Source organism: Rhodococcus sp. O3 (assembly GCF_048897285.1).
GTDB lineage: Bacteria > Actinomycetota > Actinomycetes > Mycobacteriales > Mycobacteriaceae > Rhodococcus.
This window is the reverse complement of record NZ_JBMBTE010000047.1, coordinates 1-26738: the sequence shown is the minus strand read 5'-3', so window position 1 is coordinate 26738 and position 26738 is coordinate 1. Positions and strand designations below refer to the sequence as shown.

The window sequence follows — 26738 nt, the reverse complement described above, 5'->3', positions numbered from 1 at the left end:
CGCACACGTCACGCGAGCCCGGCAATACCGCGTCGATCGAAACTTCGGAAATAACCCGAATTACGAAAAGCGAGAATTCGACGGATGCCGAAGAACCGATCCGCAGGAATTCATGAACCGGTCGGATATCGACGCCGAAAGCTGCCCGAGCAGCCGAATGCGATAAGTCACCGTGCCCCCAAGGTGTATCGAATTTCGCCGACCCCTCCCGATCGACTTTCACAGGCTAGCACGGGCGTTCCACATAGCACAATTAATACCCACTGGGGGTCGTATTCGTTTACAAATATGCGGATCCAGTCAAGGAAACTGTCTATGGGCTCGAAGTTGTCGATACGGAACCCACTCACCCGGGGCCGGATAATCGAAAATTCGACTATCGCGGGGATTTGCGTTACGGGAATCCCGCCGACGGGCCCGGATCACGCGGCGGCACGGATCCAGCGCCTTCGAGCAGCGCGGGCAGCGCGCGACCTGCGTTCGGAATCCATTGCGGCACAAGAGAATTTGAGAACGATCCATCACGATACGACCGGCGCGAGGAGTTTTCGCGCCGGAGTCCGTCCACGGATGGGTGCGGCGTCCTGTACGCCGAATACACGAAGGTCCCGCCCCCGAAGAGAAAGGGGCGGGACCTGCGTGTCTACGGTAGTTGCCTACCGGTAGTCGCTCGAGTAACCGTAGTCGTCGAGCGGGACCGCGGCGCCGGTATTCTGGCCGAAGCCCTCCGGCGAGTAGTACTGGTCGTCGTAGGCCGGGATGGCGTACGCGGCCGCGCGGGCCTCCTCGGTCGGCTGGACCTGGATGTTCCGGTACCGGTTGATGCCGGTGCCGGCCGGGATCAGCTTACCGATGATCACGTTCTCCTTGAGACCGATCAGCTTGTCCGAGCGGCAGTTGATCGCCGCGTCGGTCAGCACGCGAGTGGTCTCCTGGAACGACGCCGCCGACAGCCACGAATCGGTGGCCAGCGACGCCTTCGTGATACCCATGAGCACGGGGCGACCGGCAGCAGGCTCGCCGCCCTCGGCCACGACCCGGCGGTTCGATGCCTCGAACTCGCTCCGCTCGACCAGCGAACCGGGCAGGAACTCCGTCGCGCCCGAATCGATGATCGTCACGCGGCGCAGCATCTGGCGCACGATGACCTCGATGTGCTTGTCGTGGATCGACACACCCTGGCTCCGGTACACCTCCTGGACCTCGTTGACGAGGTGGATCTGCACCTGGCGGGGACCCATCACACGCAGCACCTCGTGCGGATCGGCAGCACCCTCGAGGAGCTGCTGACCGACCTCCACGTAGTCACCGTCGGCGAGGACACCCTCGGTGCCGTTCGCCTTGCGGATGACGTGCAGGCGCTGACGCTTCGACAGCTTGTCGTACACGACCTCGTCGCCACCGTCGTCCGGCACGATCGTGATCTTGTAGAAGCGGTCGTCGTCCTCGAGCCGGATGCGGCCGGAGACGTCGGCGATCGGGGCCTTGCCCTTCGGGACGCGGGCCTCGAACAGCTCCTGGACACGCGGCAGACCACCGGTGATGTCCTCACCGACGCCACCCTGGTGGAAGGTACGCATCGTCAGCTGCGTACCCGGCTCACCGATGGACTGCGCGGCGACGATACCGACGGCCTCGCCGATGTCGACGAGCTTGCCGGTCGCCATCGAGCGGCCGTAGCAGGTGGCGCAGACACCGGTACCGGTGTCGCAGGTCAGCACCGAACGGACACGGACCTTCTGGATACCGGCCTCGAGCAGCGCCTCGATGGCCGGATCGCCCAGGTCGGAACCGCGCTCGACGATCACGTTGCCGTTCGCGTCGACCGCATCGGAGGCGAGCGTACGGGCGTACGTGCTCGTCTCGATGTGGGCGTCGCGGACCAGCTTGCCGGTCTCGTTGCCCTCGGCGTCGCGCTCCGGCTCCGCGATGGTCATCTCGATGCCGCGCGGCGTGCCGCAGTCGACCTCGCGGACGATGACGTCCTGCGAGACGTCCACCAGACGACGGGTCAGGTAACCCGAGTCGGCGGTACGCAGAGCGGTATCGGCCAGACCCTTACGGGCACCGTGCGTGTTGATGAAGTACTCGAGAACGGTCAGGCCCTCACGGAACGAGGACTTGATCGGACGCGGGATGAACTCGCCCTTCGGGTTCGTCACCAGACCCTTCATGCCCGCGAGCGAGCGGATCTGGGTCATGTTGCCCGCAGCACCGGACTTGACGATCGTCGGGATCGGGTTCTCGTCCGGGTAGTGCGCCTCCATGGCCTGACCGACCTCTTCGGTCGCTTCCTGCCACAGCTTCACCAGCGAGTCGCGACGCTCCTCCTTGGAGAGAGCACCACGCGCGAACTTGCGCTCGAGCTGATCGGCCTGCGCCTCGTACCGCTCGAGGATTTCCTTCTTCTCCGGCGGAACGAGCACGTCCGCCATCGAGACGGTCACACCCGAACGGGTCGCCCAGTAGAAGCCGGCGTCCTTGAGCTTGTCGACGGTCTGCGCGACGACGATCATCGGGTAGCGCTCGGCGAGATCGTTGATGATCGCGGCCTGACGCTTCTTCGGCATGATGTCGTTGACGAAGCCGTAGTTGACCGGCAGCAGCTCGTTGAACAGCACGCGACCGAGAGTCGTGTGCGCGGTCCACGCGTCGCCGTACCGCCAGCCCTCGGGGAACAGCTCGTTCTCGATCTCGCGCGGCGGACGCTGCTGCGTCAGACGCACCTTGATCGGGGCCTGCACCGACAGCGCACCGCGGTCGACGGCCATGATGGCCTCGGCCGGGGACGAGTACACGCCCTGCTCCGGCTGATCGGCCGTGGCCGGGGCGTACGCGCCGACGGCGTCCTCGACGAGCCGGGTCAGGTGGAACAGACCCGTGACCATGTCCAGACGCGGCATGGCGAGCGGACGACCCGATGCCGGCGACAGGATGTTGTTCGAGGACAGCATCAGGATGCGGGCCTCGGCCTGCGCCTCCGCGGACAGCGGCAGGTGCACGGCCATCTGGTCACCGTCGAAGTCGGCGTTGAAGGCCTCACACACCAGCGGGTGCAGCTGGATCGCCTTGCCCTCGACGAGCTGCGGCTCGAACGCCTGGATGCCGAGGCGGTGCAGCGTCGGTGCACGGTTCAGCAGCACCGGGTGCTCGTTGATGACCTCTTCGAGGACGTCCCACACCTGCGGACGCTGACGCTCGACCATGCGCTTGGCGGACTTGATGTTCTGCGCGTGGTTCAGGTCGACCAGACGCTTCATCACGAACGGCTTGAACAGCTCGAGCGCCATCAGCTTCGGCAGACCGCACTGGTGCAGCTTGAGCTGCGGGCCGACGACGATGACCGAACGGCCCGAGTAGTCGACACGCTTACCGAGCAGGTTCTGACGGAATCGACCCTGCTTGCCCTTGAGCAGGTCGGACAGCGACTTGAGCGGGCGGTTGCCCGGACCGGTCACCGGCCGGCCGCGACGGCCGTTGTCGAACAGCGCGTCGACGGACTCCTGCAGCATCCGCTTCTCGTTGTTGACGATGATCTCGGGTGCGCCGAGGTCGATCAGTCGCTTGAGGCGGTTGTTGCGGTTGATGACACGGCGGTACAGGTCGTTCAGGTCGGAGGTCGCGAAGCGGCCACCGTCGAGCTGAACCATCGGGCGCAGCTCCGGCGGAATCACCGGAACGGCGTCGAGGACCATGCCCATCGGCGAGTTGCCGGACTGCTGGAACGCCGCGACGACCTTGAGTCGCTTCAGCGCACGCAGCTTCTTCTGGCCCTTGCCGCTGCGGATGATCTCGCGCAGCTGCTCGGCCTCGGCGTCGATGTCGAAGGTCTCGATGAGCTTCTGGATGGCCTCGGCACCCATCGCGCCGGTGAAGTACTCACCGTAGCGATCCTGCAGCTCGCGGTAGATCAGCTCGTCGACGATGAGCTGCTTCGGAGCCAGCTTGGTGAAGGTGTTCCAGATCTCGTCGAGACGGTCCAGCTCGCGCTGGGCGCGGTCGCGGAGCTGACGCATCTCGCGCTCGCCGCCGTCCTTGACCTTGCGGCGGACGTCGGACTTGGCGCCCTCGGCCTCCAGCTCGGCCAGGTCGGCCTCGAGCTTCTGCGCGCGGGCCTCGAGGTCGGCGTCGCGCTGGTCGGCGACGGTCTTCTTCTCGACCTCCATCTCGGCCTCGAGGGTCGAGAGCTCGTTGTGACGCAGCTCGTCGTCGACCGAGGTGATGACGTAGGCGGCGAAGTAGATGATCTTCTCGAGATCCTTCGGCGCCAGGTCGAGGAGGTAGCCGAGGCGGCTCGGCACGCCCTTGAAGTACCAGATGTGGGTGACGGGTGCGGCCAGTTCGATGTGGCCCATCCGCTCGCGGCGGACCTTCGCGCGGGTCACCTCGACGCCGCAGCGCTCGCAGATGATGCCCTTGAAGCGGACGCGCTTGTACTTACCGCAGTAGCACTCCCAGTCCCGGGTGGGGCCGAAGATCTTCTCGCAGAAGAGTCCGTCCTTCTCGGGCTTGAGCGTGCGGTAGTTGATGGTCTCCGGCTTCTTGACCTCGCCGTACGACCAGTTGCGGATGTCCTCTGCGGTGGCCAGGCCGATGCGGAGTTCATCGAAGAAGTTGACGTCGAGCACGTAACTTCCTTTCCCCTGTGCGGGTTGTGTTGCTGCTAGTTGTCGCTATCGCTGCCGGGCCCCCGGGGAGGCGCGAAGGATGCGGCGTCGTCGTTGCCGTCCATACGCGCCTCCTCCGGGGTCGGCTTCCTAGTTCGCGAGGTCGTCGACCGTGGCCGACTCGTTGCGGGAAAGGTTGATGCCCAGGTTGGCCGCCGCCCGCTCCAGGTCCTCGTCGTCGCCGTCGGCCATCGCGATGGCCGCGCCGTCGCTCGAGAGCACCTCGACGTTCAGGCAGAGCGACTGGAGTTCCTTCAGGAGAACCTTGAAGGACTCGGGGATGCCCGGCTCCGGGATGTTCTCGCCCTTGACGATCGCCTCGTACACCTTCACGCGGCCGACGACGTCGTCCGACTTGATGGTGAGGAGCTCCTGCAGCGTGTACGCCGCACCGTAGGCCTGCATGGCCCAGCACTCCATCTCACCGAAGCGCTGGCCACCGAACTGGGCCTTACCGCCGAGCGGCTGCTGGGTGATCATCGAGTACGGACCGGTCGAACGAGCGTGGATCTTGTCGTCGACGAGGTGGTGCAGCTTGATGATGTACATGTAGCCGACCGACACCGGGTACGGGAACGGCTCGCCGGAACGACCGTCGAACAGCGTCGCCTTGCCGTCCTCACCGACCATGACCTCGCCGTCGCGGTTCGGCAGGGTCGAGGCCAGCAGACCGCTGAGCTCGTCCTCGCGCGCACCGTCGAACACCGGGGTCGCGATGTTGGTGTTCGGCTCCGCCGACAGCATCTCGTCGGACAGGTTCTGCGCCCACTCGGGACGGCTGCCGTCCTCCGCGACCTGAATGTTCCAGCCGGCCTTGCCGATCCAGCCGAGATGCGTCTCGAGGATCTGGCCGATGTTCATACGACGCGGAACACCGTGGGTGTTGAGGATGATGTCGACCGGGGTGCCGTCGGGCAGGAACGGCATGTCCTCCTGCGGGAGGATCTTGCCGATGACGCCCTTGTTGCCGTGCCGGCCGGCGAGCTTGTCGCCGTCCTGGATCTTGCGCTTCTGCGCCACGTACACGCGGACGAGCTCGTTGACGCCCGGAGGCAGATCGTCGTCGTCCTCGCGGGAGAACACGCGCACGCCGATGACCTTGCCGGTCTCGCCGTGGGGCACCTTCAGCGACGTGTCGCGGACCTCGCGGGCCTTCTCGCCGAAGATCGCGCGCAGCAGCCGCTCCTCGGGGGTCAGCTCGGTCTCACCCTTCGGGGTGACCTTGCCGACGAGGATGTCGCCGTCGCGGACCTCGGCACCGATGCGGACGATGCCGCGCTCGTCCAGGTCGGCGAGGACCTCGTCCGAGACGTTCGGGATGTCGCGGGTGATCTCCTCGGCACCGAGCTTGGTGTCGCGGGCGTCGATCTCGTGCTCCTCGATGTGGATCGAGGTGAGCACGTCCTCCTCCACGAGGCGCTGCGACAGGATGATCGCGTCCTCGTAGTTGTGGCCTTCCCACGGCATGATCGCCACGAGCAGGTTCTTGCCGAGCGCCATCTCACCGTTCTGGGTGCAGGGACCGTCGGCGAGTACCTGGCCGGACTCGACGCGCTGACCCTCGTCCACGATCGGACGCTGGTTCGAGCAGGTGCCCTGGTTGGAACGGTCGAACTTGCGCAGGCGGTAGGTCTTGCGGGTGCCGTCGTCGGCCATCACGGTGATGAAGTCGGCGGACACCTCCTCGACCACACCGCTCTTCTCGGTGACGATGACGTCGCCGGCGTCGACGGCGGCACGCAGTTCCATGCCGGTACCGACGACCGGAGCCTCGCTGCGCACCAGCGGCACGGCCTGACGCTGCATGTTCGCACCCATGAGGGCGCGGTTGGCGTCGTCGTGCTCGAGGAACGGGATCATCGCGGTCGCGACGGACACCATCTGACGCGGCGAAACGTCCATGAAGTCGACTTCGGCGGCCGGGATGTACTCGATCTCGCCGCCCTTCTTGCGGACGAGAACGCGATCCTCGGTGAACCGGCCGTCGGCACCGATCGGCGAGTTGGCCTGCGCCACGACGTGGCGGTCCTCCTCGTCGGCGGTCAGGTAGACGACCTCGTCGGTGACGACGCCGTTCTCGACCTTGCGGTACGGGGTCTCGATGAAACCGAACGGGTTGACCCGCGCGTACACCGACAGCGAGCCGATCAGGCCGATGTTCGGGCCTTCCGGGGTCTCGATCGGGCACATACGGCCGTAGTGCGACGAGTGGACGTCGCGGACCTCGAGGCCGGCACGCTCACGGGACAGACCGCCGGGGCCCAGCGCGGACAGGCGGCGCTTGTGGGTCAGGCCCGAGAGCGGGTTGTTCTGGTCCATGAACTGCGACAGCTGGGAGGTTCCGAAGAACTCCTTGATCGCGGCCACGACGGGACGGATGTTGATCAGCGTCTGCGGCGTGATCGCCTCGACGTCCTGCGTGGTCATGCGCTCGCGCACCACGCGCTCCATGCGGGACAGGCCGACACGGATCTGGTTCTGGATGAGCTCGCCGACCGTGCGCAGACGACGGTTGCCGAAGTGGTCGATGTCGTCGACCTCGACCGGGACCTCGACGCCGTCGGGCGCGGTCATCACGGTCTCACCGGCGTGCAGGCGCACCAGGTACTCGATCGTGGCGACGATGTCTTCCTCGGTGAGGGTGGACGCCGCGATCGGCTGGCCGCTGTTCAGGCCCAGCTTCTTGTTGATCTTGTAACGTCCCACGCGCGCCAGGTCGTAGCGCTTGTCCTTGAAGAAGAGGTTCTCCAGCAGGGTCTGCGCGGACTCCTTGGTCGGCGGCTCGCCCGGGCGCAGCTTGCGGTAGATGTCGAGCAGCGCCTCGTCGGTGCCGGCCGTGTTGTCCTTCTCCAGCGTGGACATCATGATCTCGGAGAAGCCGAAGCGCTGGACGATCTGCTCGTTCGTCCAGCCCAGCGCCTTGAGCAGCACGGTGACCGGCTGGCGGCGCTTGCGGTCGATACGGACGCCGACGGTGTCGCGCTTGTCGACGTCGAACTCGAGCCACGCACCGCGGCCCGGGATGACCTTGACGCTGTGCAGGTCCTTCTCGGTGCTCTTGTCGACGTTCCGGTCGAAGTAGACGCCCGGGGACCGCACCAGCTGCGACACGACGACACGCTCGGTGCCGTTGATGATGAAGGTGCCCTTGTCGGTCATCATCGGGAAGTCACCCATGAAGACCGTCTGGCTCTTGATCTCGCCGGTGTTGTTGTTGATGAACTCGGCCGTGACGAACAGCGGAGCCGCGTACGTCATGTCCTTGTCCTTGCACTCCTCGACGGAGGCCTTGACCTCGTCGAAGCGCGGGTCGGAGAAGGACAGGGACATCGAACCCGAGAAGTCCTCGATCGGCGAGAGCTCTGCGAGGATCTCCTCGAGGCCGCCGACAACAGGCCCGTCACCACGTTCGGCAGCCTTCGCGCGCCAGCGCTCGGAGCCGATCAACCATTCGAAGGAATCTGTCTGTAGATCGAGGAGCCCGGGGACCTCGAGCGGCTCGCGAATCTTCGCGAACGAGACTCTCTTCGGGGCTCCGGGGATTCCGGCAACTGCCTTGGTCTGGCTAGAGACTGCCAAGATGCGTCCTTCCAGCACCTCACGCGGGCCGCTCCAACCGGTGCGACCGCCGCTGTACCTGCTTCTTCAGTGGGGCGTTTCGGCTGGTCACAACCCGAACGACAGCCCCATCACGAAGACCGGCGGCGGGCACCCCGCGAGGGGGCACTTCCGGCTTTGCGAACGAGGTTTGGACAGGAGGCAGCCAGCGCAAAGTCCTAACCTACACCGAAAAACGGCAGATGTCCAACAGGGGTGCCTGAAGCAAGCCCCTCTCCGGAACTCGGACTTTCTCGCGAGTTCGCGCGGGCGTACCGATAGAGTGACCGCTACCGCTCTCCGCGTCAAGAGATCGATTTGCCGAGACCGCTCCGACCACAGCGAAACAGGCCCCGACCGGGGTCAGCTGTCGGTCAGTTCCGAGACCAGCCAGCGGCCGTCGATCCGCTCCATCCGCACCCGCAGCGGCGCCGCCGCGCTGCCCTGGGCGATCCCGTCGCCCGTGGCGCTGACGTTGATGTATGCCGCCACCTCCGCACGCGAATCGTCGAGCATGGACACCCCGATGTGCGTAACGTCGACCTGCGTGACCGTGTGCGTCTGCACCGCGGCCTGCTTCGTCACCTCTGCGGTCCGGTCGAACTGTTCCTGCATCTCCGGCGTCAGCAGCTTGCGGATCGCCGCGAAGTTGTCGTCGATCGTCTCGTAGTTGTAGCCGTGCATCGTCTCGATGGCCTCGGTGGCCGCACGCTCGACCTGCGCGGTTGCGGCAGTGTCGACCCACGCCCGGTTCTCGACCTTCGCACCGGGCTGGAACGCGGCGACCGCCGCGAACACCCCCAGGGCGACCGCGGCACCGCCGAGGAGCAGCAGCGGACGCGTGCCGGGCTGTGCTGTGTGCTCCTCCCCTGCCCCGGCAGCATCCTCCCCTGCCCCGGCAGCATCCTCCGCGGCACGGTCCCGGACGGGTTCCTGCGCGGCAGTCTCGCCTACGGTTTCCGGTTCGGACCCCTTGGACAGATCCACCGCCGCGTCCTCGGACGCGGTACCCCCGGTCCGTTCGACGACCTCGGGCTGTTCGACGACCTCGGGCTGTTCGACGACCTCGGGCTGTTCGACGACCTCGGGCTGTTCGACGACCTCGGGCTCCGGCGCGACCGCGTCCTGACCAGGCGACGCCGGCGGCGTACTCGGCGACGTCGACCGCCCGGTACCGGCAGGGCCCTGCGTGCGGCCGGTTCCGGCGATCTTCGGACGCCGGCGCGGACCGCCGGTCCCCGGGTTGCGTCGTTGCGGCGGCACTACACACACTCCTTCGATTGCTCGGTCATGTCGGTGCCCCTTACTCACCGGGCGCCGGGCCGGTCGGCGCGGCGGGCGCGGGTGCCTCGGCAGGCGGTGCAGCCGGGGACGCGGGAGCCGGAGCGGCCCCCGGATTCGCACCGGACTCGAGCTCCACCGAACCCAGCGGCTGGATCGTCTCCGCCTTCCAGATGTCCCCGTCCTTGCGGACGGCGACCTCGACCGACACCTTGTTCTTCACGAAGTTCGTGGGCGTCGTCGTGGTCACCGACAACACCACGAGCGCACGCGCGGCGTCGTCGTCGGTGTTCAGCTCCGTCAGCGACCCGAACAGAACCTCGGCTGCCATCCCGGTGCCGGTGGCCGCGACCTGGTCGCGGATCTGCTGTTCGGTGGCGTTCAGGTCGTTCACCAGCGCATCACCGGTGATCGACGACCGCATATTGTCGAGCGATCGGTCGACGTCGTCCGCGTCGACACTGTTCAGATTGATCGCCGCCTGCATCGCACCGGACAGCGCCGCGTCCCTCGCGTCGGCCGTGGGCCGCTCGACGAACAACGCCCGCCCCCAGCCGACGCCGAACCAGATCGCGGCCGCCAGCGCGACCAGCGCGACGACGCCGACGACCGCGAGCCACGCCGTGCGGAACCTGTCGCCGGCCGGTCGGGTGGTGGTCTCCTCGCTCACTCCAACAACCTACTCACTTCACTTCGGGGTGACCCCGAGCAGCGGCGCCAGCTGCGTCGCGATCGGGTTCAGGTTCAGCTTGTCCGGGTCCTTCTTCGGGATGAAGTCCCACGGCTGGAGGGTCAGCGGGTCGGCGAACACGATCCGGTTCGCGCTGCGCACGCCGGTGACGCTGCCCTGCGGCACTTCGCACGACGCGTTTGTGTTGAACGGGAAGTCCTGCTGGGTGTCGTCGAAGTTCGGGTTCTGCCGGTGCATCTCGTCGAGGATCTCGTAGGTGCCCTCGTACCCGATCGTGCAGGACGGCGGGTTGTTCGTCTCGAGCACGATTCCCTGCCGGACCGCGCCGTCGCCCGGCGCGACCGTCCCGGAGCTGCCGGCCACCGCGGGCAGGAACGCCAGGAGCGGCTGCAACGCGATCGCCTGCGGCGCGAGCTTGTCGCCGAGCAGGGCCAGGTTGGTGAGATCGGTCGTCAGACCCGGACCGCTCTCAACGACCAGCTGGGTCAGCTGCTCGCTGGCGGCCTGCCCCGTCTCGATGAGCCGCCGGATGTCCGGGTCGCTCTCGCGCAGCTGTGCTGTGACCAGGTCCAGATCGGAACTGAACTGCTGAATCGCCGACGACTGCACCGACTGCGTGTTCAGCACGGGCTCGCTGTCCCGGACGAGAGTGACCGTCTGCGGCAGGTAGTCCACTCCGGCCGCGCTGAGCTCGGCCAGCGAGTCGACGAGCACCTGCAGGTCGTCACCGCGGCCGTCGAACGCGTCGCCGAGTTCCGTGATGAGAGTGTGCAGGTCGTCCACCGGGACCGAACGCACCAGGTCGTTCGTGCTCACCAGCAGGTCCTCGACCGGAATCGGAACGGCGGTCCGGTCCTGCTCGATGACCGACCCGTCCACCAGGAACGGGCCTTCGGCGGTATCCGGCCGCAGATCGACGTACTGCTCACCGATCGCGGAGCGGTTCGCCACGACCGCGCGTGCCGACGCCGGGATCTCCGGGCCGCCGTTGTCGAGTTTCAGCTCGACGTTGAGGCCGTCCTCGGTGAGCGACAGTTCGCCGACCCGGCCGACCGGGACACCACGGTAGGTGACCTCCGCGTTCTTGAACACACCGCCGGACGTCGCGAACTGCGCGTTCACCGTGTACTGCCCGAAGCCCAGCAGGTTGTCGAGGCGGACGTACCGGGCGCCGACGAACAGCACACCGAGCAGCGCGATCGCCACGAACACCGCGAGCTGCGCTTTGACCAGGCGCGATCTCATCGGCCACCCCCGAGTCCGAGCTGGTTCATCAGGCCCTCCAGGGGATTGGGCGGCGCGGCCGCGTCCCCGAGGCCGGGGACACCCGCCGGCAGACCCGGCACCGCGACCGTCTCGGGCAGGGTCGGCGTCGGCAGGATCGGCAGCAGCGACACGGTCGGCCATCCCGGCCGCGGACCGTTGCCGTCGACATACGGGTTGGACGGATCGACCAGCGGCTTGGGGTTGCCGAACTTGGGCTCGCGGTAGACCGGCTCGCCCTGTCCGACACCGAGGGCCGCGAGCGCGTCCCCGATCTGCAGATCGACGAGGAGGAACAGGTTCACCGAGTTGCCGAGCGCGATCTTCTCCACCCCGTCCGGGAACGGCACGGTCGGGATGAACGGCAACGCCTCGACCAGGTCGTCTCCGGAGGTCGCGAGCTGCTGCAGCGTCGGGCGCAGCGCCAGCAGGTCGGCGATCAGATCGTCCTTGGACTGTTCGAGGACATCGGTTCCGACCGTGCCGAGCCGGTCGAGCTGCGTGAGCAGTTCGACGAGCTGCGGCCGTTGCTGCTCGAGGACCTCCGTCGCAACCGGGAGGTCGTCGAGAATCCCGGCGATCCGGTCGGTCTGCGCGGCCACGTTCGTGGTCAGCATGTCCAGGCCGTCCAGCGCGCGCGTGATGTCGTTCTTCTGCTGTTCGAGTCCGGCGATCAGCAGATCCGCCTGTTCGAGCAGGCTGCGCGTGGTTCCCTCACGCCCGTCGAACGCGGTCGACAGTTCCTTGACGACCGGCGCGAGCTGTCCCACGCCGCCGCCGTTGAGCAGCAGCGACAGCGCGCCCAGCACCGGTTCGATTTCGGTCGCGGCGCGGGTCCGCTCGACGGGGATCGAATCGCCGTCGGCCAGCCGCTGCGCCGACGGGTCCGTCGGAGGCGAGCTCAGCTGGACGAACTTCTCGCCGAGGATGCTGGTCTGCTCCACCTCCGCGAGCGCATTCGCCGGCAGATCCACCGAGGACTGCACCACGACGTCCACATCCGCCGTCCAGCCGTCCGGGGCGACGGAGATCGATTCGACGCGGCCGACCGGCACACCGTCCACCTTCACCGCGGACTGGGGCACGAGGTCCAGAACGTCCTCGAACGCGATCGTCAGGTGCATCGGATCACTTCCGACGTCCGGGCCACCGGGCAGCGGAATGTCGGAAACCCCGCCGCAGCCCGACACCGTCACCGCCACGACACACAGTCCCGCGGCGAGGGCGATCGCACGTCCCGATCCCACCGGAGGGATCCCCGATTTCGAGTGCCTCACCGATCACCCCCCTCTCCGCCGAGCTGCAGTCGCGGCGATTCGACGCCGGGCACCGTGCCCGGAACTACCTGCCGCTGGATGTTCTCGCCGCTCAGGATGCCGAACGGCAGGATCAGATCCGGCGACCTCTGGTCCGCGGTCACCTGCGCCATGATGTCGCCGCATCGATCGATGAGCGGCTGCATCTGTCGTCCGAGCCGTTCGAAGCGTTCGTCGCCCGGCACCAGCTTTCCGAGGTCGATCAGCTTGCACACGGCGGCGTTCGGATCCTGGAGGTCGGTGAGCACGAGCCGCGACGACAATGCCCCGGCCTCCGCGTCGTACGAGTTGACGAGGTTGCTCACAGCGAGCGGCAGGAGGGTCAGCGAGTTGACCAGCGAATCCCGGCGATCCGCGAGCGTCTGCGTGATCGGCACGAGCGCGTCGACGTTGTCCTTCAGGATCGCCTGGTTGTCCTGCACGAACGTCGCGACGTCCCCCAGCGTCACCGACAGCTGATTCAGGGCCTGACCGAGATCCTCCCGCTCCCCGGCGAGGAATCCGGACAGCTCGGCGAGCTGGCTGTTGAAGGCCCGCACCTGCTCGTCGTTCGCGGCGAGAGCGCTCACGAACACCTGCAGGTTCTCGACGGTGCCGAACAGGTCGTCACGCGAGGAGTTCAGGGTGCGGGTCGCCGCGGACAGCTGATCGATACTGCGGCCCAGCGCTTCCCCGTTGCCGGCGAGGTTCTCCGCGCCGACCTCGACGAACTGTGACAGCGCGCCCTCCCTGTTCGCGCCCTCCGGTCCCAGCGCCCGCGACAGCTCGTCGATGCTGGCGTAGAGCTCGTCGACCTCGACGGGCGTCGCCGTGCGTTCGCGCGGGATCACCGCGCCGCTCTGCATCGTCTCGCCGCCCGTGTAGGCGGGAGCGAGCTGCACGTACCGGTCGGCGACGACCGACGGCGTGATCTGCGCGGCCCGCGCGTCGGCCGGGATGTCCACGCCGCGGTTCACCCGCATGCGGACCTGCACGAGATCGCCCTGCGGTTCGACCGACACGACCTTGCCGACCTCGACCCCCAGCACCCGGACGTCGGAGCCTTCGTAGATGCCGACGGCCTTGTCGAAGTACGCGGTGATCTCGGTCGTGCCGACACGTTGGTAGGCGTACCAGCCGCCGGCGACCAGCGCTGCCACCAGTGCCGCGGCGAGCGCGACGAGCACTGCCTTGCGTCCGTTCCCGCGGGAGGTGGCGTCCCTGTTCTCGGCGTGCGCCATCAGTTACCCCCTTCCAGCGTGCGGCCCGGCTCGCGGTAGCCCGGAATGTCCGGCAGCCCCGGCGGGGTGAGGTTCACGACGACCTGGTCGAACCAGCGACCGTTGCCGACGACGTTCGTGTACAGGCGCACGAACGGTTCGTACAGCTCGAAGGCACGATCGAGATTGTCGTTGTTGTCCTGCAGGATCTGCACGACACCGCGGAGCTGTTCGAGTGCGGGACCGAACTGCTCCTCGTTCTCCTGGACGAGACCGCTCAGCTCGGTCGACATCCGCTGCGTGCCGTCGAGCAGCTGCGAAATCGCCTGCCGGCGGTTGTTGAGCTCCGCGACCAGCAGCGCACCGTCGCTGATGAGCCTGTTGAACTCGGCATTGCGATCGGCGAGGATCTGCGAGGTCTGCGCGGTCGCGTCGAGCAGCTTCTTCAGCTCCTGGTCGCGGCTGGCGATCGTCTCCGAGATCCGGCTCACCCCGTCGAGCGCGGCCCGCACGTCGTCGGGTGTCTCGGAGAACGCGTCGGACAGGGCAGCGAATCCGGCGGCGAGCTGTTCGGAGTCGATGTCACCGAGGGTGGTCGCTGCGGACGAGAACGCCTCGATCACGTCGTACGGCGCCACCGTGCGCTCGAGCGGAATCACGTCCGACGGATTCAGCACCTCGGTTCCGCGCGGATCGAGAGCGAGGTACTTCTGGCCGAGGATCGTCTTGATCTGGATCGAGGCCGAGGTGTCGTCGCCGATCCACGCGTCCTTGGCGTTGAACTCGACGACGACCCGGTCGCCCTCGAGCTCGACTGCGGTGACCTGGCCGACCTTGACGCCGGCGATGCGCACCTCGTTGGTGGGCTTGAGGCCTGCCGCCTCGGTGAACTCGGCCTTGTAGGTGGCGCCGGCACCGATGATCGGCAGCGAGTCCAGGAAGAACGCGGACAGCGTTGCCAGCAGAACCACCAGAATGCCCAGGGCCCCGGCCGCTGCCGGACTGCGACGTCTACTCATCGTCCCTGCAACTCCTGCATCCCGTCCTGCGTGCACCGTTTCGCGGCATTGGTGTAGATCGGCTGGTTCACCGTGGGCAGCCCGGTGGGCAGATTCAGATACGGGACCGAGCCCGGACCGGCGATGATGTCGATGCCGCACAGGTAGAACTGGAACCACGAGCCGTAGCTCGCGACCCGGCCGAGCTTGTCGAGCTTGACGGGCAGCGTCTCCAGCACCTGGTCGACGGCGCCGCTATTGGCGTTCAGGGTGCCGGCGAGCTGGTTCACCGCGGTGATCGACTGCGTGATCGCCGGACGGGTCGGTTCGAGCACGTCGGCGACCGCATCCGTCAGACCGGCGAGGGACTGCACCGCGGAGCCGACCGTCTCACGATCCGCGGCCAGGCCGCTGACCAGTGCCTGGGTGTTCACGAGCAGCGCATCGAGCTCGTCGTCCCGCTCGTTGACGGTGGTCAGCACCGTGTTGAGGTTGTCGATGACCGCACCGATGACCGCGTCCTTGTCGGCGATCGTGTTGGTCAGCGACGCGGTGCTGCGCACCAGGTCGTCGACGGTTCCCGATTCGCCTTGGAACACCTGGACGATCTGGTACGAGAGCTTGTTGACGTCCTCCGCGGACAGTGTCTGGAACAGGGGCCGGAAACCGTTGAACAGCGTCGTCAGGTTCACGGCGGGCCTGGTTCGCTCGAGCGGGATCGTCTCACCCGGATTCAGTTTCTGTCCCTGTGCGCCTTCGCCCTGCCCGAGCGCGATGTACCGCTGGCCGACGAGGTTGCGGTACCGGATAGTCGCGGTGGTCGATGCGGGCAGGTAGTCGCGGCCCTCGACGGTGAACGTCACTTCGGCGTTGCGCTCGTCGACGATCGCGATGTCCTCCACCTTGCCGACCCGGACGCCCGCGATACGGATCTCGTCACCCTTGTTGAGCGAGGTGACGTCGGAGAAGATCGCGCGGTACTTCTCGCCGCCACCGCCGCCGAAGCTGGCGATGGTCGCGGCGAGGATGCCCGTCGCGACGACCGTGACGACCGCGAAGACGATCAGTTTGATCAGAGGCGCTGCCAGTCCCCTCATTCGAAGCTCACCTCCGTTCCCCGCATCGCCGGTGCGCCGAGCCGGGTGGTCCACCGCGGCACCTCACCGGGCTCGAGACCCGTCGCGGCCCCGTAGACCAAGTCGAGCGTTTCCTGTTCGGCCGCCGAGCCCGTGTAGGACACCGGCACAGTGCCGATGATCACGCCGACGTCGTCCGGAACCCCGGAACCCTCGGGGGCCGGGAAGAACGGGATCGTCTCGGGCCCGGGGTTGCGGGACGGAACCTGGTAGGAGCCGTCGTTGATCGAACCGCCCGGGTACTGCGGGAACTTCCGGCCGGGCGCGGTGACGTTGTCGTAGCAGGCCGGTCCCCGGTCGTCGAGCAGCCGTGGTTCGTCCTGGTTCGGCAGGTAGCGACCCTTCGGATTCGTGAACTGGACGCTTGCGCGCACACCCGGGAAGGGATCGTCCACCGCGAGCACACCCGCGGCGGCCGGCGCGGCATCGGCGAAACCCTTCAGCATGCACGGGAACGACGGTGAGTACCGGGCCAGCAGCTGCAACGCCTCCTTCGAGTCCGCGGAAATGCTGATGATCGACGCCGCGTTGGTTTCCAGCAGGCCCGCGGTGTCGGACGATGCACCGGTCGCGGTCACGAGCAGGGTCGCGATCTGGTTCTCCTGCTCGACCACGGTGTTTCCGGTGGTTCGCAGGTTGTTGAACGCGTTCACCAGATCCGGTGCCGCCTCCGCGTAGGTCTGTGAGAAGTCCGCGAGTCCGCGCAGGTCCTCCTGCAGGGTCGGCAGCTCGGCTCCGACCTCGCGGAAGATCTGCTCGAGATGCTCGACCGTGCGACCCAGGGTCTCGCCGCGACCGCTGAGGCCCTGCGCGAGCGCACCGAGCGTGCTTGCCAGATCCTCCGGCGGGATGGCCTGCAGGAGCGGGAGAACCCCGTCGAGAACTTCCCCGAGTTCGACGGTCCGCGCGCTCGTGTCCTGCACAAGGACGTCGCCGGCGGCGAGCGGACGGGCCGGGTCGTCGGGCAGCAGCAGGGCGACGTAACGCTCACCGAACAGCGTCTTCGGCAGCAACTGGGCCGTCGAATTGGCCGGAATCAGTTCCGCCTTGTCCGGGTCGATCGCCAGGTGCGCGGTGACCTGACCGTCCTCGACGGAGGTCGAGCGCACCTCGCCGACGATCATGCCGCGAACTTTGACGTCGGCATTGTGCGGCAGTGCGTTGCCCACGCTGTCGGTCAGCAGGTCGACCTCGACGACCTTCTTGAAGGTCTTGTTGTACATCGCGATGGTGCCGCCGAGGAACAACGCCAGGACCAGGAAGAACACCAGTCCCAGCACGCGGCGGCGGAGCGTCGAGGGTGTCTCGATCATCCGGCCACCCTCACCGTCGTCGTCGTGCCCCAGATCGCGAGGCTGAGGAAGAAGTCGAGAACGGCGATGGTGACGATGGCGGTACGGACCGCCCGGCCCACCGCGACACCCACACCCGCCGGGCCACCGCTGGCGTGGAAGCCGTAGTAGCAGTGGATGAGGATCAGCACGAACGCGAAGATCAGCACCTTCGCGAACGAATAGAGCACGTCCTCCGGTGGCAGGAACAGATAGAAGTAGTGGTCGTACGAACCGGACGACTGACCGTTGAACAACGTGCTGATCACACGTGTCGCGAGATACGCGGCGAGCAGGCCGATGATGTAGAGCGGGATGACGGCGACGAATCCGGCGATCATCCGGGAGGTGACCAGGAACGGCACCGACGGCACCGCCATCACCTCGAGCGCGTCGATCTCCTCGCTGATGCGCATGGCGCCCAGCTGCGCGGTGAAGCCGCACCCCACGGTCGCGGACAGCGCGAGTGCGGCCACGACCGGCGCGAGCTCACGGGTGTTGACGTAGGCCGACAGGAAGCCGGTCAGGACCGACGATCCGAGCTGTTCGAGCGCGGCGTAGCCCTGCAGGCCGACGACGACGCCGGTGAAACCGGACATCATCGCGATGACGCCGATGGTGCCGCCGATGACGGCGAGCGCACCGCTGCCGAAGGTGACTTCGGCGAGCAGCCGCAGCACCTCCTTGCGGTAGTGCGTGATCGTCTTCGGAGTCCACGCGACCGCCCGCGCATAGAACGACATCTGGTCGCCGGCGCGATCCAGGACGTTCAACGGTGTGCGCAGCACCCTCCTGCCCCGGAGCAGGAAGAGATCTCCGCGGCCCTTTGCAATCGTCATCGCTTCAGGATCCCTTCGCAGGCACGATCTGCAGGTACACCATCGTCAGGATCAGGTTCGCGAAGAACAGCAGCAGGAACGTGATGACGACGGTCTGGTTGACGGCTTCACCGACGCCCTTCGGGCCGGCCCCGGGATTCAGTCCCTTGTAGGCGGCGACGACTCCGGCGATGAGACCGAAGACGGCCGCCTTGAGTTCGGCGACGTACAGGTCGGGCAACTGGGCGAGCGCCGAGAACGACGCCAGATACGCACCCGGGGTTCCTCCCTGCAGGATGACGTTGAAGAAGTAGCCGCCGGCGATGCCGACGACCGAGACGAGTCCGTTGAGCAGCAGCGCCACCAGGATCATCGCCAGGACACGCGGGACGACGAGCCGCTGGACCGGATCGATGCCCAGCACCCTCATGGCGTCGATCTCCTCGCGGATCGTCCGCGAGCCGAGGTCGGCGGTGACGGCGGATCCGGCCGCGCCGGCGATCAGCAGGGCGGTCACGATCGGACTGCCCTGCTGGATCACCGCGAGCACGCTGGCGGCACCGGTGAACGATTCGGCGCCGAGCTGCTTGATGAGCGAGCCGGTCTGAAGGGACACGACGGCCCCGAACGGAATGGCGACCAGCGCGGTCGGCAGGATCGTGACGCTCGCGATGAACCACGCCTGCTCGATGAATTCCCGGAACTGGAACGGGCGACGGAAGGTGTTCCGCACGACGTCGACGAACAGTTCGACGATGTTCCCGGCTTGAGTGAGCGCACCGTGTACCGGACGCACCAGCGAACTACTGCCGACCCCCATCTGGTCTCCTACTTCTGGCCGTACTGCTGATCGAATTCCTCGCGATAGACGGGGATCACCTGCGTGTCGTCGTCACGGCCGTCGTAGCCCGCAGGTACCGCTGCCGCGACGTGGGCGGCTTCTTCCTGGTCGTAGCTCTCGAGGATGGCGGCCTGAGCGCTCTCCGGGAGGGTGTGCAGGATCTGCCGCACCCGCTCGTGACGGCGCGCCACGGCCTTGCGTTCGGGCATGCCCGGGGTGGCCTGCATCTGCGGCACGATGCCCTCGACGTCGTCGACACCACCGGCATGATGCCCGGCGTCGACGAGCGCCTGCTCGTGCGCCATCTGCGCCTCGTCCTTCTCCTCCGACATCCCGATCGGACCGATCATCGTGCCGTTGAGGAACTGCTTGACCACCGGCTCGTCCGAGGTCAGCAGTACCTCGCGCGGACCGAACATCACCAGTTCGCGACGGAACAGCATGCCGATGTTGTCCGGCACCGTGCGCGCCAGGTTGATGTTGTGCGAGACGATCAGGATCGTCGCGTCGATCTCGGCGTTGATGTCGATCAACGTCTGCGAGATGTACGTCGTGCGCACCGGGTCCAGACCGGAGTCCGGCTCGTCGACCAGGATGATCTGCGGATCGAGCACCAGCGCCCGCGCCAGACCGGCGCGCTTGCGCATACCGCCGGAGATCTCACCGGGCAGCTTGTCCTCGGCACCGAGCAGACCGACCAGCTCGAGCTTGTCCATCACGATCTTGCGGATGTCGGACTCGGACTTCTTGGTGTGCTCGCGCAGCGGGAACGCCACGTTGTCGTACAGATTCATCGACCCGAACAGCGCGCCGTCCTGGAACAGCACCCCGAACAGCTTGCGGATCTCGTAGAGCTCCTTGCTCGAGCACTGCAGGATGTCCGTGCCGTCGATGACGATCGATCCCTGCTCCGGACGGAGCAGGCCGATCAGCGACTTCAGGAACACCGACTTACCCGTACCGGACGGGCCCAGCAGCGCGCTGACCTCACCCGCGGGCAGCGTCAGCGTGACGTCCTGCCAGATCCTCTGTGAGCCGAACGACTTGGTGAGTCCTTCGACCGCTACCTCAACTCCCACCGTGTTACCTCCACACCTCTCCGACACCATCCCCACCTGTGGGTCGCGTCACTCTATCGCATCGGAGTGGTACCTGTGACACTGGATACTACCCAAGAGTAAGAAAGGTGGTCAACGCGCGCTGCATACCCTGACTTATGTTGTGACCTGCACTGATGCGACGCACGTCACTCGGTTCGTCGTCAACATATCCCCGTGCGTTCGATCCCGCAGGCCAACCCGCCGGACTGCCGGAAAACACGAACAGGGCCGTTTCCCGCGGACCTTGCGGTCCATGGGAAACGGCCCTGTTCACACTCGAACGCCGGTCACCCGGCGAGCAGCGCAGGAACAGCCGTCTTACTTGACGGTGACCTTGGCGCCGGCCTCCTCGAGCTTCGCCTTGGCAGCGTCGGCAGCGTCCTTGGCGACCTTCTCCAGGATCGGCTTCGGAGCACCCTCGACGAGGTCCTTGGCTTCCTTCAGGCCCAGGCCGGAGACGATCTCGCGGACGACCTTGATGACCTGGATCTTCTTGTCGCCGGCACCCTCGAGGATGACGTCGAACTCGTCCTGCTCGGACTCGGCCTCGGCAGCGGCGGCCGGAGCGCCGGCAGCGGCAACGGCGACCGGAGCAGCAGCGGTGACCTCGAAGGTCTCCTCGAATGCCTTCACGAACTCCGAGAGCTCGAGCAGGGTCAGTTCCTTGAACGCGTCGAGCAGCTCTTCGGTGGTGAGCTTCGCCATGATGGCGGTCCTTCCTGTAAGTCCCTCGTCGCTGATCCGCGACCGTGGGATGGTGCGTGCCGGAGCACGCGTGGATGTGTCAGTGATTCGCGGTGACGCGGATCAGCTTCAGGCGGCCTCTTCGGCCTTCTTCTCCTGCAGGGCGGCCGCCAGGCGAGCCACCTGCGAAGCAGGAGCGTTGAACAGGCCTGCGGCCTTTGCCAGGTTGCCCTTCATCGCGCCTGCGAGCTTGGCCAACAGCACCTCGCGGGACTCGAGGTCCGCGATCTTGTTGACCTCGTCCACGGACAGCACAGCGCCGTCCATGTACCCGCCCTTGACGACGAGTGCCTTGTTGTCCTTCGCGAAGTTCTTCAGAGCTTTCGCGGCGTCGACGGGCTCACCGGCGATGAAAGCGATCGCGGTGGGTCCGACGAACAGATCGTCAAGGCCCTCGACGCCTGCCTCAGCGGCAGCACGCTTGACGAGGGTGTTCTTGGCGACGGAGTAGGTGGCACCCTCTCCGAGAGCGCGTCGCAGCTGGGTAAGACTTCCGACCGACAGACCGCGGTACTCCGTGATCACGGCGGCCGTCGAGTTCTTGAACTGCTCGGTGATCTCCGCAACCGCGGAAACCTTCTCGGGCTTTGCCATACTTCGCCTCCTCTCAGTAACAGTCGTTTTCCCGTCCGTCCCGTGCGGGACGTCCCACTTACGAAAACCGCACGGGCCGGAAACGACGAACGCCCCGGTGCAGGGCACACGGGGCGCAGAAGGAGAAGGCTCACACGATTCGCGCGTCGCCGCGCGAGATGTCCACATCTCCCCTTACCTCGTTCACCTGCGTGGGCCGCCGGACAGTTTCCGGACCTTCAACCGAATCCGCACGCGGACCCGGTGACCAACGGTCTTGGGTAGAACATGATCGGGGTGAAGATCGGCACAATGCCGAACTACGCAGGAAAGAGTACCGGACTCGGTCCCGTGAATGCAAAACGGGCCCGGGACGGAGTCCCTGCGATGCGAACGGCCCCTCCCCTGCAATGCGAACGGCCGGCCCGGACGCGAGGTCCGGGCCGGCCGTTCGTGCTTCGAGAGCGTGGTGTCGACCTTACTGGTCGGCGTCCTCGAGGAGGTTACGCGTACGCGCCGGATCCACCGGGATGCCCGGTCCGGTGGTCGTCGCGATGGTGACCTTCTTGAGGTAGCGGCCCTTCGCGGAGGACGGCTTGGCACGCAGGACCTCGTCCAGCGCAGCAGCGTAGTTCTCCACCAGCTTGGCGTCGTCGAACGAGGCCTTGCCGATCACGAAGTGCAGGTTCGCGTTCTTGTCGACGCGGAAGTTGATCTTGCCGCCCTTGATGTCGGTGACAGCCTTCGCGACATCCGGGGTGACCGTGCCCGTCTTCGGGTTCGGCATCAGACCACGCGGGCCGAGGACACGCGCGATGCGGCCGACCTTGGCCATCTGGTCCGGGGTGGCGATCGCGGCGTCGAAATCGAGCCAGCCGCCCTGGATCCGCTCGATCAGGTCCTCGGCACCGACGACATCGGCGCCGGCGGCCTCGGCCTCGGCGGCCTTCTCGCCGACCGCGAACACGATGACGCGGGCGGTCTTACCCGTGCCGTGCGGCAGGTTGACCGTGCCGCGGACCATCTGGTCGGCCTTGCGGGGGTCCACACCGAGACGCATCGCGACCTCGACGGTGGCGTCGTAGTTCTTCGACGACGTCTCCTTGGCCAGCTTCGCAGCCGCGAGCGGGCTGTAGAGGGCGGAGGCGTCGATCTTCTCAGCGGCGGCGAGGTACGCCTTGCTGCGCTTTGCCATGTTCTGTCCTAACTTCTCACCGTACGGTGAATGGTTCGGTCGTGGTAGCGGGCCTGGCAGGCCCTCCCACGGGTTCCTGCTGTGGGCGTCAGCCCTCGACCGTGATGCCCATCGAGCGCGCGGTGCCGGCGATGATCTTCGCGGCCGCCTCGATGTCGTTGGCGTTCAGGTCTTCCTGCTTGGTCTTGGCGATCTCGCGCACCTGGTCCATGGTGACCTTGGCGACCTTGGTCTTGTGCGGCTCGCCGGAGCCCTTCTGCACACCCGCAGCCTTGAGCAGCAGCTTCGCCGCCGGCGGGGTCTTCAGCTTGAAGTCGAACGTACGGTCCTCGTAGACCGTGATCTCGACCGGCACGACGTTGCCGCGCTGCGACTCGGTCGCGGCGTTGTAGGCCTTGCAGAACTCCATGATGTTGACGCCGTGCTGGCCCAGCGCGGGGCCGACCGGCGGCGCCGGGTTGGCCTGACCGGCCTGGATCTGGAGCTTGATGAGCCCGGCAATCTTCTTCTTCTTCGGGGGCATCTCTATTCCTAGTTTCTTGCTCGGTGTGGTTCTTGCGTACTGCTACTGCAAGTTTGGAGGGGTCGGTTCCCGGAGCCGCTCAGATCTTGGAGACCTGGTTGAACGACAGTTCCACGGGTGTCTCGCGACCGAAGATCGACACCAGGACCTTGAGCTTCTGCTGCTCGGCGTTGACCTCGCTGATGGAGGCGGGCAGCGTCGCGAACGGTCCGTCCATCACGGTCACGGATTCGCCGACCTCGAAGTCCACCTCGATCGTGGGCTTGGCGGCGGCCGCGGTGGCCTCGCCGGTCGCAGCCGCACCGGCGGCCGGCTTCTTCTTCGCCTGCTGCGGCAGCAGGAACTTGACGACCTCCTTGATCGTCAGCGGCGACGGACGCGAGGTCGCGCCGACGAAGCCGGTGACGCCGGGGGTGTTGCGCACCGCGCCCCACGACTCGTCGTTCAGTTCCATGCGCACCAGGATGTAGCCGGGCAGCACCTTGCGGTTGACCTGCTTGCGCTGGCCGTTCTTGATCTCGGTGACCTCTTCCGTCGGCACCTCGACCTGGAAGATGTACTCGGCGAGGTCCAGGTTCTGCACGCGGGTCTCGAGGTTGGCCTTCACCTTGTTCTCGTAGCCCGCGTACGAATGCACGACGTACCAGTCGCCGGGCTCGAGGCGCAGCTGCTTCTCGAGAGCCTCGGCGGGATCCACCTCGGCCTCGGCTTCGGCCGCTTCTTCGACGGTCTCGATGCCCGCCTCTGCCGACTCCTCGGCCGCTTCCGCGGTCGCGGTGTCGTCGACAAAGACCTCGTCCGAAACGCTCTCCTCGGCCGAAGGCTCGTATGAGTCGTTCTCGGGGGTGCTCACCGGGGCACTTTCCTCTCGTCGATCACAATTCGCCGGCACGCGTACGCGCTAGCCGAACAACCAGCTGACGCCCTTCACGAACGCCAGATCAATTCCAAAGATGAATGCGGTCATGACCGTCACGAAGACCACGACGACCGTCGTGTAGGTGACGAGCTGCTTGCGATTGGGCCAGATGACCTTACGCAGCTCGGCGATGACCTCGCGGAAGAAGCGCCGCAGACGCTTGAAGATGTTCTCGGGCTTCTTCGTGCCGGATTTTCCGGACTTTCCGGCGGGGGCCTTCGTGGCGACCGCGGTTGCCGAACGTCCCGACCCGGCGGCAGCGCGCGGGGAATCGGGGGAACGTCGACCGGAACGCTTGCCGCTCGGCCGGGAGGACGGAGAGGAAACGCCGGGGGTTGCGTCGGTTGCAGTCCGGCCGTCGCGGGGATCGGAGATCCCGGCGGTGTTGCCGTCGCGCGTACCGCGCTCCTCGCTCACATCGTTCCTCTCGGTCGCTGGCCGTCCGGGTGCAGGGGCGACAGGACTTGAACCTGCAACCTGCGGTTTTGGAGACCGCTGCTCTGCCAGTTGAGCTACGCCCCTTTGGTCGACCTCACCGGAGAACCGGCGTCTTCGGTCGACCTATCCGTGACCACATGACACGCGCGCCACCCAATCGGTCTTTACAAGCACCGAAGAGCAGCGCGCTGCGCTATGCGATCCCAGAAGCCTTAGTGTACTTCATAGCCCCGGAACAAACCCAATCCGCCCGGCACTCAGGCCAGACGAACCGTTGCGGTGGCCCGTCCGAAGATCTTACGCCCCTCGGACTTGGCCACGATCGCGACCACTGCTGTCTTGCTGGTCTCGTCCACCGACCGGATCTTGCCGGTGAACTCCACCTCGGCGGCCTTGTCGGCCTCCACGTAGACCGGGCTGGTGAAACGGACGTTGTATTCCGTTACCGCACCCGGATCTCCGAGCCACTCCGTCACGAAGCCGGCCGCGATGCCCATGGAGAGCATGCCGTGACCGACGACGCCGCGCAACCCGGCGAGTTCTGCAACCTTGTCGCTCCAGTGGATCGGGTTGGGATCACCCGATACACCCGCGTAGTTGACGAGGTTGCCGCGGGTCAGCGTGACGACCCGCGGGGGCAGCTCGTCTCCGACCGAAACGTCCTCGAACCTACGAAGCGACATGCATCATCACATCCTTGACCGCGTGGGCGATATTAGCGTCCACCTCGCCGCCGGTGCGACCGACCAGCGTCGTCCATGTGGTCAGCACGAGGTTGTCGTGCTGGTCCGTGATGATGTTCTTGGTGGTGATGATGTCACTGCCGGCAGCCTGACGGAAATCGTCGAGGTGCACATCGCAGAACAGTCGGTCACCGACCTGGATCGGGCGATGGAACACGATCCGTTGATCGGTCTGCATGATCTGGCTCAAGTCGTAGCCGACGACGATCTCTTCGAACAACTTGCGCTGGGCGATCATGCCGATGATCGAGACGAAGGTCAGCGGCGCGATGAGGCCGTCGTAACCGAGGCCCTTCGCTGCTTCCTCGTCGTAGTGTGCCGGATTGGGATCCAGCACGGCGCGTGCATACTCGCGCACCTTCTCCCGGCCGACCTCGTAGAAGTCCTCGACCCGGTAGTGGTGACCGACCATGGACGCAGCGTGAGCCGCGACATCGAACGGGATCCCGGCCTGTTCGGTCACGTCCACGATGTTCTCTTCACTCACCAGTGTGTCCGTCATACGAAAAACCCCCCGCAAATCCACCCTGACGTCTGTGACGTGGGCAGTTCTGCGGAGAGCTCACGCGTCGACGTCGACCTGTTGACTACTTCGACTCGCGGTGCGCCTGGTGGCTGCCGCAGTTCGGGCAGAACTTCTTCAGTTCCAGCCGGTCGGGGTCGTTGCGACGGTTCTTCTTGGTGATGTAGTTGCGGTGCTTGCACACCTCGCAGGCCAGAGTGATCTTCGGCCGAACGTCAGTTGAGGAGGCCACGGGATGCCTTCTTTCGCGTAAATCCGATCTTCGTCAGATCAGGGTGGTTCATTCTACTTTGGTAGCGGTGACCGGACTTGAACCGGCGACGCAACGATTATGAGTCGTTTGCTCTACCAACTGAGCTACACCGCCTCGGTGTCGAGTGTCGCGCGAAATAGGGCGGCACCACAATCCAGCGAGCCCCCTGACGGAATCGAACCGTCGACCTTTTCCTTACCATGGAAACGCTCTGCCGACTGAGCTAAGGGGGCGTGGCCGCCGTTCGCATCTCTGCTCCCTGCGGCCTCCAAAAGATTACACACACTCGCCCGCAGTACAAAATCAGCAGGTCAGAGCGCATAAATCGGGCATTCGAGCGCCCTGTCCGATGTGTCCGTACGGAAGTCTCGTGCGTCCGTCCGGCAGCACGGAGCGCCGGCTGCACCGCCCTCCCCACCACCGTGCTCATCACCGGGCGGCGACCCTGGATCCGGGCGGCCCCGGACCGCCGGCACCCGATCGCCGTCCTCGATGCACCCCGGCGCGGGCCGGAGACGTAGCGAGCGGGGACGCAGCAGGCGGGATGCGAGAGTCGGGGCGACGCCACCGGCTGGGAGTACGGAAACGA

General features: G+C 66.3%; 22 protein-coding genes and 3 tRNA genes. All 25 read right to left on the bottom strand.

Annotated elements, in window-relative coordinates:
- Window positions 1-656: 656 nt before the first annotated feature.
- Window positions 657-4628, bottom strand: coding sequence for a DNA-directed RNA polymerase subunit beta' (locus ACN675_RS15110; RefSeq protein ID WP_420751608.1), 3972 nt, complete (start codon window positions 4626-4628; stop codon window positions 657-659).
- Window positions 4629-4757: 129 nt separating this feature from the next.
- On the bottom strand, window positions 4758-8264 hold the full coding sequence (locus ACN675_RS15105; protein WP_420751607.1) for a DNA-directed RNA polymerase subunit beta: 3507 nt from the start codon (window positions 8262-8264) through the stop codon (window positions 4758-4760).
- 363 nt (window positions 8265-8627) lie between these two features.
- The gene (locus tag ACN675_RS15100) at window positions 8628-9527 is read right to left on the bottom strand and encodes a hypothetical protein (protein WP_420751606.1); all 900 of its coding nucleotides are present in this window, start codon (window positions 9525-9527) and stop codon (window positions 8628-8630) included.
- Window positions 9528-9567: 40 nt separating this feature from the next.
- A complete protein-coding gene (locus ACN675_RS15095) occupies window positions 9568-10215 on the bottom strand; it encodes a hypothetical protein (protein WP_420751605.1) in 648 nt (215 codons plus the stop codon).
- An 18-nt stretch (window positions 10216-10233) separates the two neighbouring features.
- Entirely contained in the window at window positions 10234-11481 is a 1248-nt protein-coding gene (locus tag ACN675_RS15090; RefSeq protein ID WP_420751604.1) for an MCE family protein, read from the bottom strand.
- Window positions 11478-12728: an MCE family protein gene (locus ACN675_RS15085; protein ID WP_420751619.1), complete on the bottom strand. Its 1251-nt coding sequence runs from the start codon at window positions 12726-12728 to the stop codon at window positions 11478-11480. The genes ACN675_RS15090 and ACN675_RS15085 overlap by 4 nt, the downstream gene beginning before the upstream one ends.
- Before the next feature lie 44 nt (window positions 12729-12772).
- Window positions 12773-14035 (bottom strand): MCE family protein, encoded by a 1263-nt coding sequence (locus ACN675_RS15080; protein WP_420751603.1) that lies wholly within the window; start codon window positions 14033-14035, stop codon window positions 12773-12775.
- The gene (locus ACN675_RS15075; RefSeq protein WP_420751602.1) at window positions 14035-15033 is read right to left on the bottom strand and encodes an MCE family protein; all 999 of its coding nucleotides are present in this window, start codon (window positions 15031-15033) and stop codon (window positions 14035-14037) included. Before ACN675_RS15075 ends, ACN675_RS15080 begins: the two co-directional genes overlap by 1 nt.
- Window positions 15030-16109 (bottom strand): MCE family protein, encoded by a 1080-nt coding sequence (locus ACN675_RS15070; protein WP_420751601.1) that lies wholly within the window; start codon window positions 16107-16109, stop codon window positions 15030-15032. The genes ACN675_RS15075 and ACN675_RS15070 overlap by 4 nt, the downstream gene beginning before the upstream one ends.
- Complete coding sequence (locus ACN675_RS15065; protein ID WP_420751600.1) at window positions 16106-17461, bottom strand: MCE family protein; 1356 nt, start codon at window positions 17459-17461, stop codon at window positions 16106-16108. Before ACN675_RS15065 ends, ACN675_RS15070 begins: the two co-directional genes overlap by 4 nt.
- Window positions 17458-18318, bottom strand: coding sequence for an MlaE family ABC transporter permease (locus ACN675_RS15060; RefSeq protein ID WP_420751599.1), 861 nt, complete (start codon window positions 18316-18318; stop codon window positions 17458-17460). The genes ACN675_RS15065 and ACN675_RS15060 overlap by 4 nt, the downstream gene beginning before the upstream one ends.
- Window positions 18319-18322: 4 nt before the next feature.
- Window positions 18323-19117: an MlaE family ABC transporter permease gene (locus ACN675_RS15055; protein WP_197250540.1), complete on the bottom strand. Its 795-nt coding sequence runs from the start codon at window positions 19115-19117 to the stop codon at window positions 18323-18325.
- 8 nt (window positions 19118-19125) lie between these two features.
- Window positions 19126-20247, bottom strand: a complete 1122-nt coding sequence (locus tag ACN675_RS15050; RefSeq protein WP_420751598.1) for an ABC transporter ATP-binding protein — start codon at window positions 20245-20247, stop codon at window positions 19126-19128.
- A gap of 309 nt (window positions 20248-20556) precedes the next feature.
- A complete protein-coding gene (gene rplL / locus ACN675_RS15045) occupies window positions 20557-20943 on the bottom strand; it encodes a 50S ribosomal protein L7/L12 (RefSeq protein WP_003937621.1) in 387 nt (128 codons plus the stop codon).
- 108 nt (window positions 20944-21051) lie between these two features.
- Window positions 21052-21576, bottom strand: a complete 525-nt coding sequence (rplJ, locus tag ACN675_RS15040; protein ID WP_197250541.1) for a 50S ribosomal protein L10 — start codon at window positions 21574-21576, stop codon at window positions 21052-21054.
- A gap of 457 nt (window positions 21577-22033) precedes the next feature.
- On the bottom strand, window positions 22034-22750 hold the full coding sequence (gene rplA / locus ACN675_RS15035; protein WP_420751597.1) for a 50S ribosomal protein L1: 717 nt from the start codon (window positions 22748-22750) through the stop codon (window positions 22034-22036).
- 88 nt (window positions 22751-22838) lie between these two features.
- On the bottom strand, window positions 22839-23273 hold the full coding sequence (gene rplK, locus ACN675_RS15030; protein WP_247273074.1) for a 50S ribosomal protein L11: 435 nt from the start codon (window positions 23271-23273) through the stop codon (window positions 22839-22841).
- 79 nt (window positions 23274-23352) lie between these two features.
- A complete protein-coding gene (gene nusG / locus ACN675_RS15025) occupies window positions 23353-24126 on the bottom strand; it encodes a transcription termination/antitermination protein NusG (RefSeq protein WP_420751596.1) in 774 nt (257 codons plus the stop codon).
- A gap of 48 nt (window positions 24127-24174) precedes the next feature.
- Window positions 24175-24609: a preprotein translocase subunit SecE gene (gene secE, locus ACN675_RS15020; protein WP_420751595.1), complete on the bottom strand. Its 435-nt coding sequence runs from the start codon at window positions 24607-24609 to the stop codon at window positions 24175-24177.
- 32 nt (window positions 24610-24641) lie between these two features.
- Window positions 24642-24714: transfer RNA gene (locus tag ACN675_RS15015), tRNA-Trp, on the bottom strand.
- A 173-nt stretch (window positions 24715-24887) separates the two neighbouring features.
- Window positions 24888-25313, bottom strand: coding sequence for a (3R)-hydroxyacyl-ACP dehydratase subunit HadB (hadB, locus tag ACN675_RS15010; protein ID WP_420751594.1), 426 nt, complete (start codon window positions 25311-25313; stop codon window positions 24888-24890).
- Entirely contained in the window at window positions 25300-25875 is a 576-nt protein-coding gene (gene hadA, locus ACN675_RS15005; RefSeq protein WP_197250544.1) for a (3R)-hydroxyacyl-ACP dehydratase subunit HadA, read from the bottom strand. Before hadA ends, hadB begins: the two co-directional genes overlap by 14 nt.
- Before the next feature lie 85 nt (window positions 25876-25960).
- Window positions 25961-26128, bottom strand: coding sequence for a 50S ribosomal protein L33 (rpmG, locus tag ACN675_RS15000; RefSeq protein WP_068156180.1), 168 nt, complete (start codon window positions 26126-26128; stop codon window positions 25961-25963).
- Between the two features lie 59 nt (window positions 26129-26187).
- Window positions 26188-26263 (bottom strand) — tRNA-Met (locus ACN675_RS14995).
- A 46-nt stretch (window positions 26264-26309) separates the two neighbouring features.
- Window positions 26310-26382: transfer RNA gene (locus ACN675_RS14990), tRNA-Thr, on the bottom strand.
- Between the last annotated feature and the right edge of the window lie 356 nt (window positions 26383-26738).

Coding starts and splice junctions, on each gene's coding strand:
- rplL (WP_003937621.1), bottom strand. CDS start 20,943: ATGGCGAAGCTCACCACCGAAGAGCTGCTCGACGCGTTCAAGGAACTG.
- hadA (WP_197250544.1), bottom strand. CDS start 25,875: ATGACGGACACACTGGTGAGTGAAGAGAACATCGTGGACGTGACCGAA.
- ACN675_RS15080 (WP_420751603.1), bottom strand. CDS start 14,035: ATGGCGCACGCCGAGAACAGGGACGCCACCTCCCGCGGGAACGGACGC.
- hadB (WP_420751594.1), bottom strand. CDS start 25,313: ATGTCGCTTCGTAGGTTCGAGGACGTTTCGGTCGGAGACGAGCTGCCC.
- ACN675_RS15075 (WP_420751602.1), bottom strand. CDS start 15,033: ATGAGTAGACGTCGCAGTCCGGCAGCGGCCGGGGCCCTGGGCATTCTG.
- ACN675_RS15065 (WP_420751600.1), bottom strand. CDS start 17,461: ATGATCGAGACACCCTCGACGCTCCGCCGCCGCGTGCTGGGACTGGTG.
- rplA (WP_420751597.1), bottom strand. CDS start 22,750: ATGGCAAAGCGCAGCAAGGCGTACCTCGCCGCCGCTGAGAAGATCGAC.
- ACN675_RS15060 (WP_420751599.1), bottom strand. CDS start 18,318: ATGACGATTGCAAAGGGCCGCGGAGATCTCTTCCTGCTCCGGGGCAGG.
- ACN675_RS15070 (WP_420751601.1), bottom strand. CDS start 16,109: ATGAGGGGACTGGCAGCGCCTCTGATCAAACTGATCGTCTTCGCGGTC.
- ACN675_RS15090 (WP_420751604.1), bottom strand. CDS start 11,481: ATGAGATCGCGCCTGGTCAAAGCGCAGCTCGCGGTGTTCGTGGCGATC.
- rplJ (WP_197250541.1), bottom strand. CDS start 21,576: ATGGCAAAGCCCGAGAAGGTTTCCGCGGTTGCGGAGATCACCGAGCAG.
- rplK (WP_247273074.1), bottom strand. CDS start 23,273: ATGCCCCCGAAGAAGAAGAAGATTGCCGGGCTCATCAAGCTCCAGATC.
- ACN675_RS15050 (WP_420751598.1), bottom strand. CDS start 20,247: ATGGTGTCGGAGAGGTGTGGAGGTAACACGGTGGGAGTTGAGGTAGCG.
- ACN675_RS15055 (WP_197250540.1), bottom strand. CDS start 19,117: ATGGGGGTCGGCAGTAGTTCGCTGGTGCGTCCGGTACACGGTGCGCTC.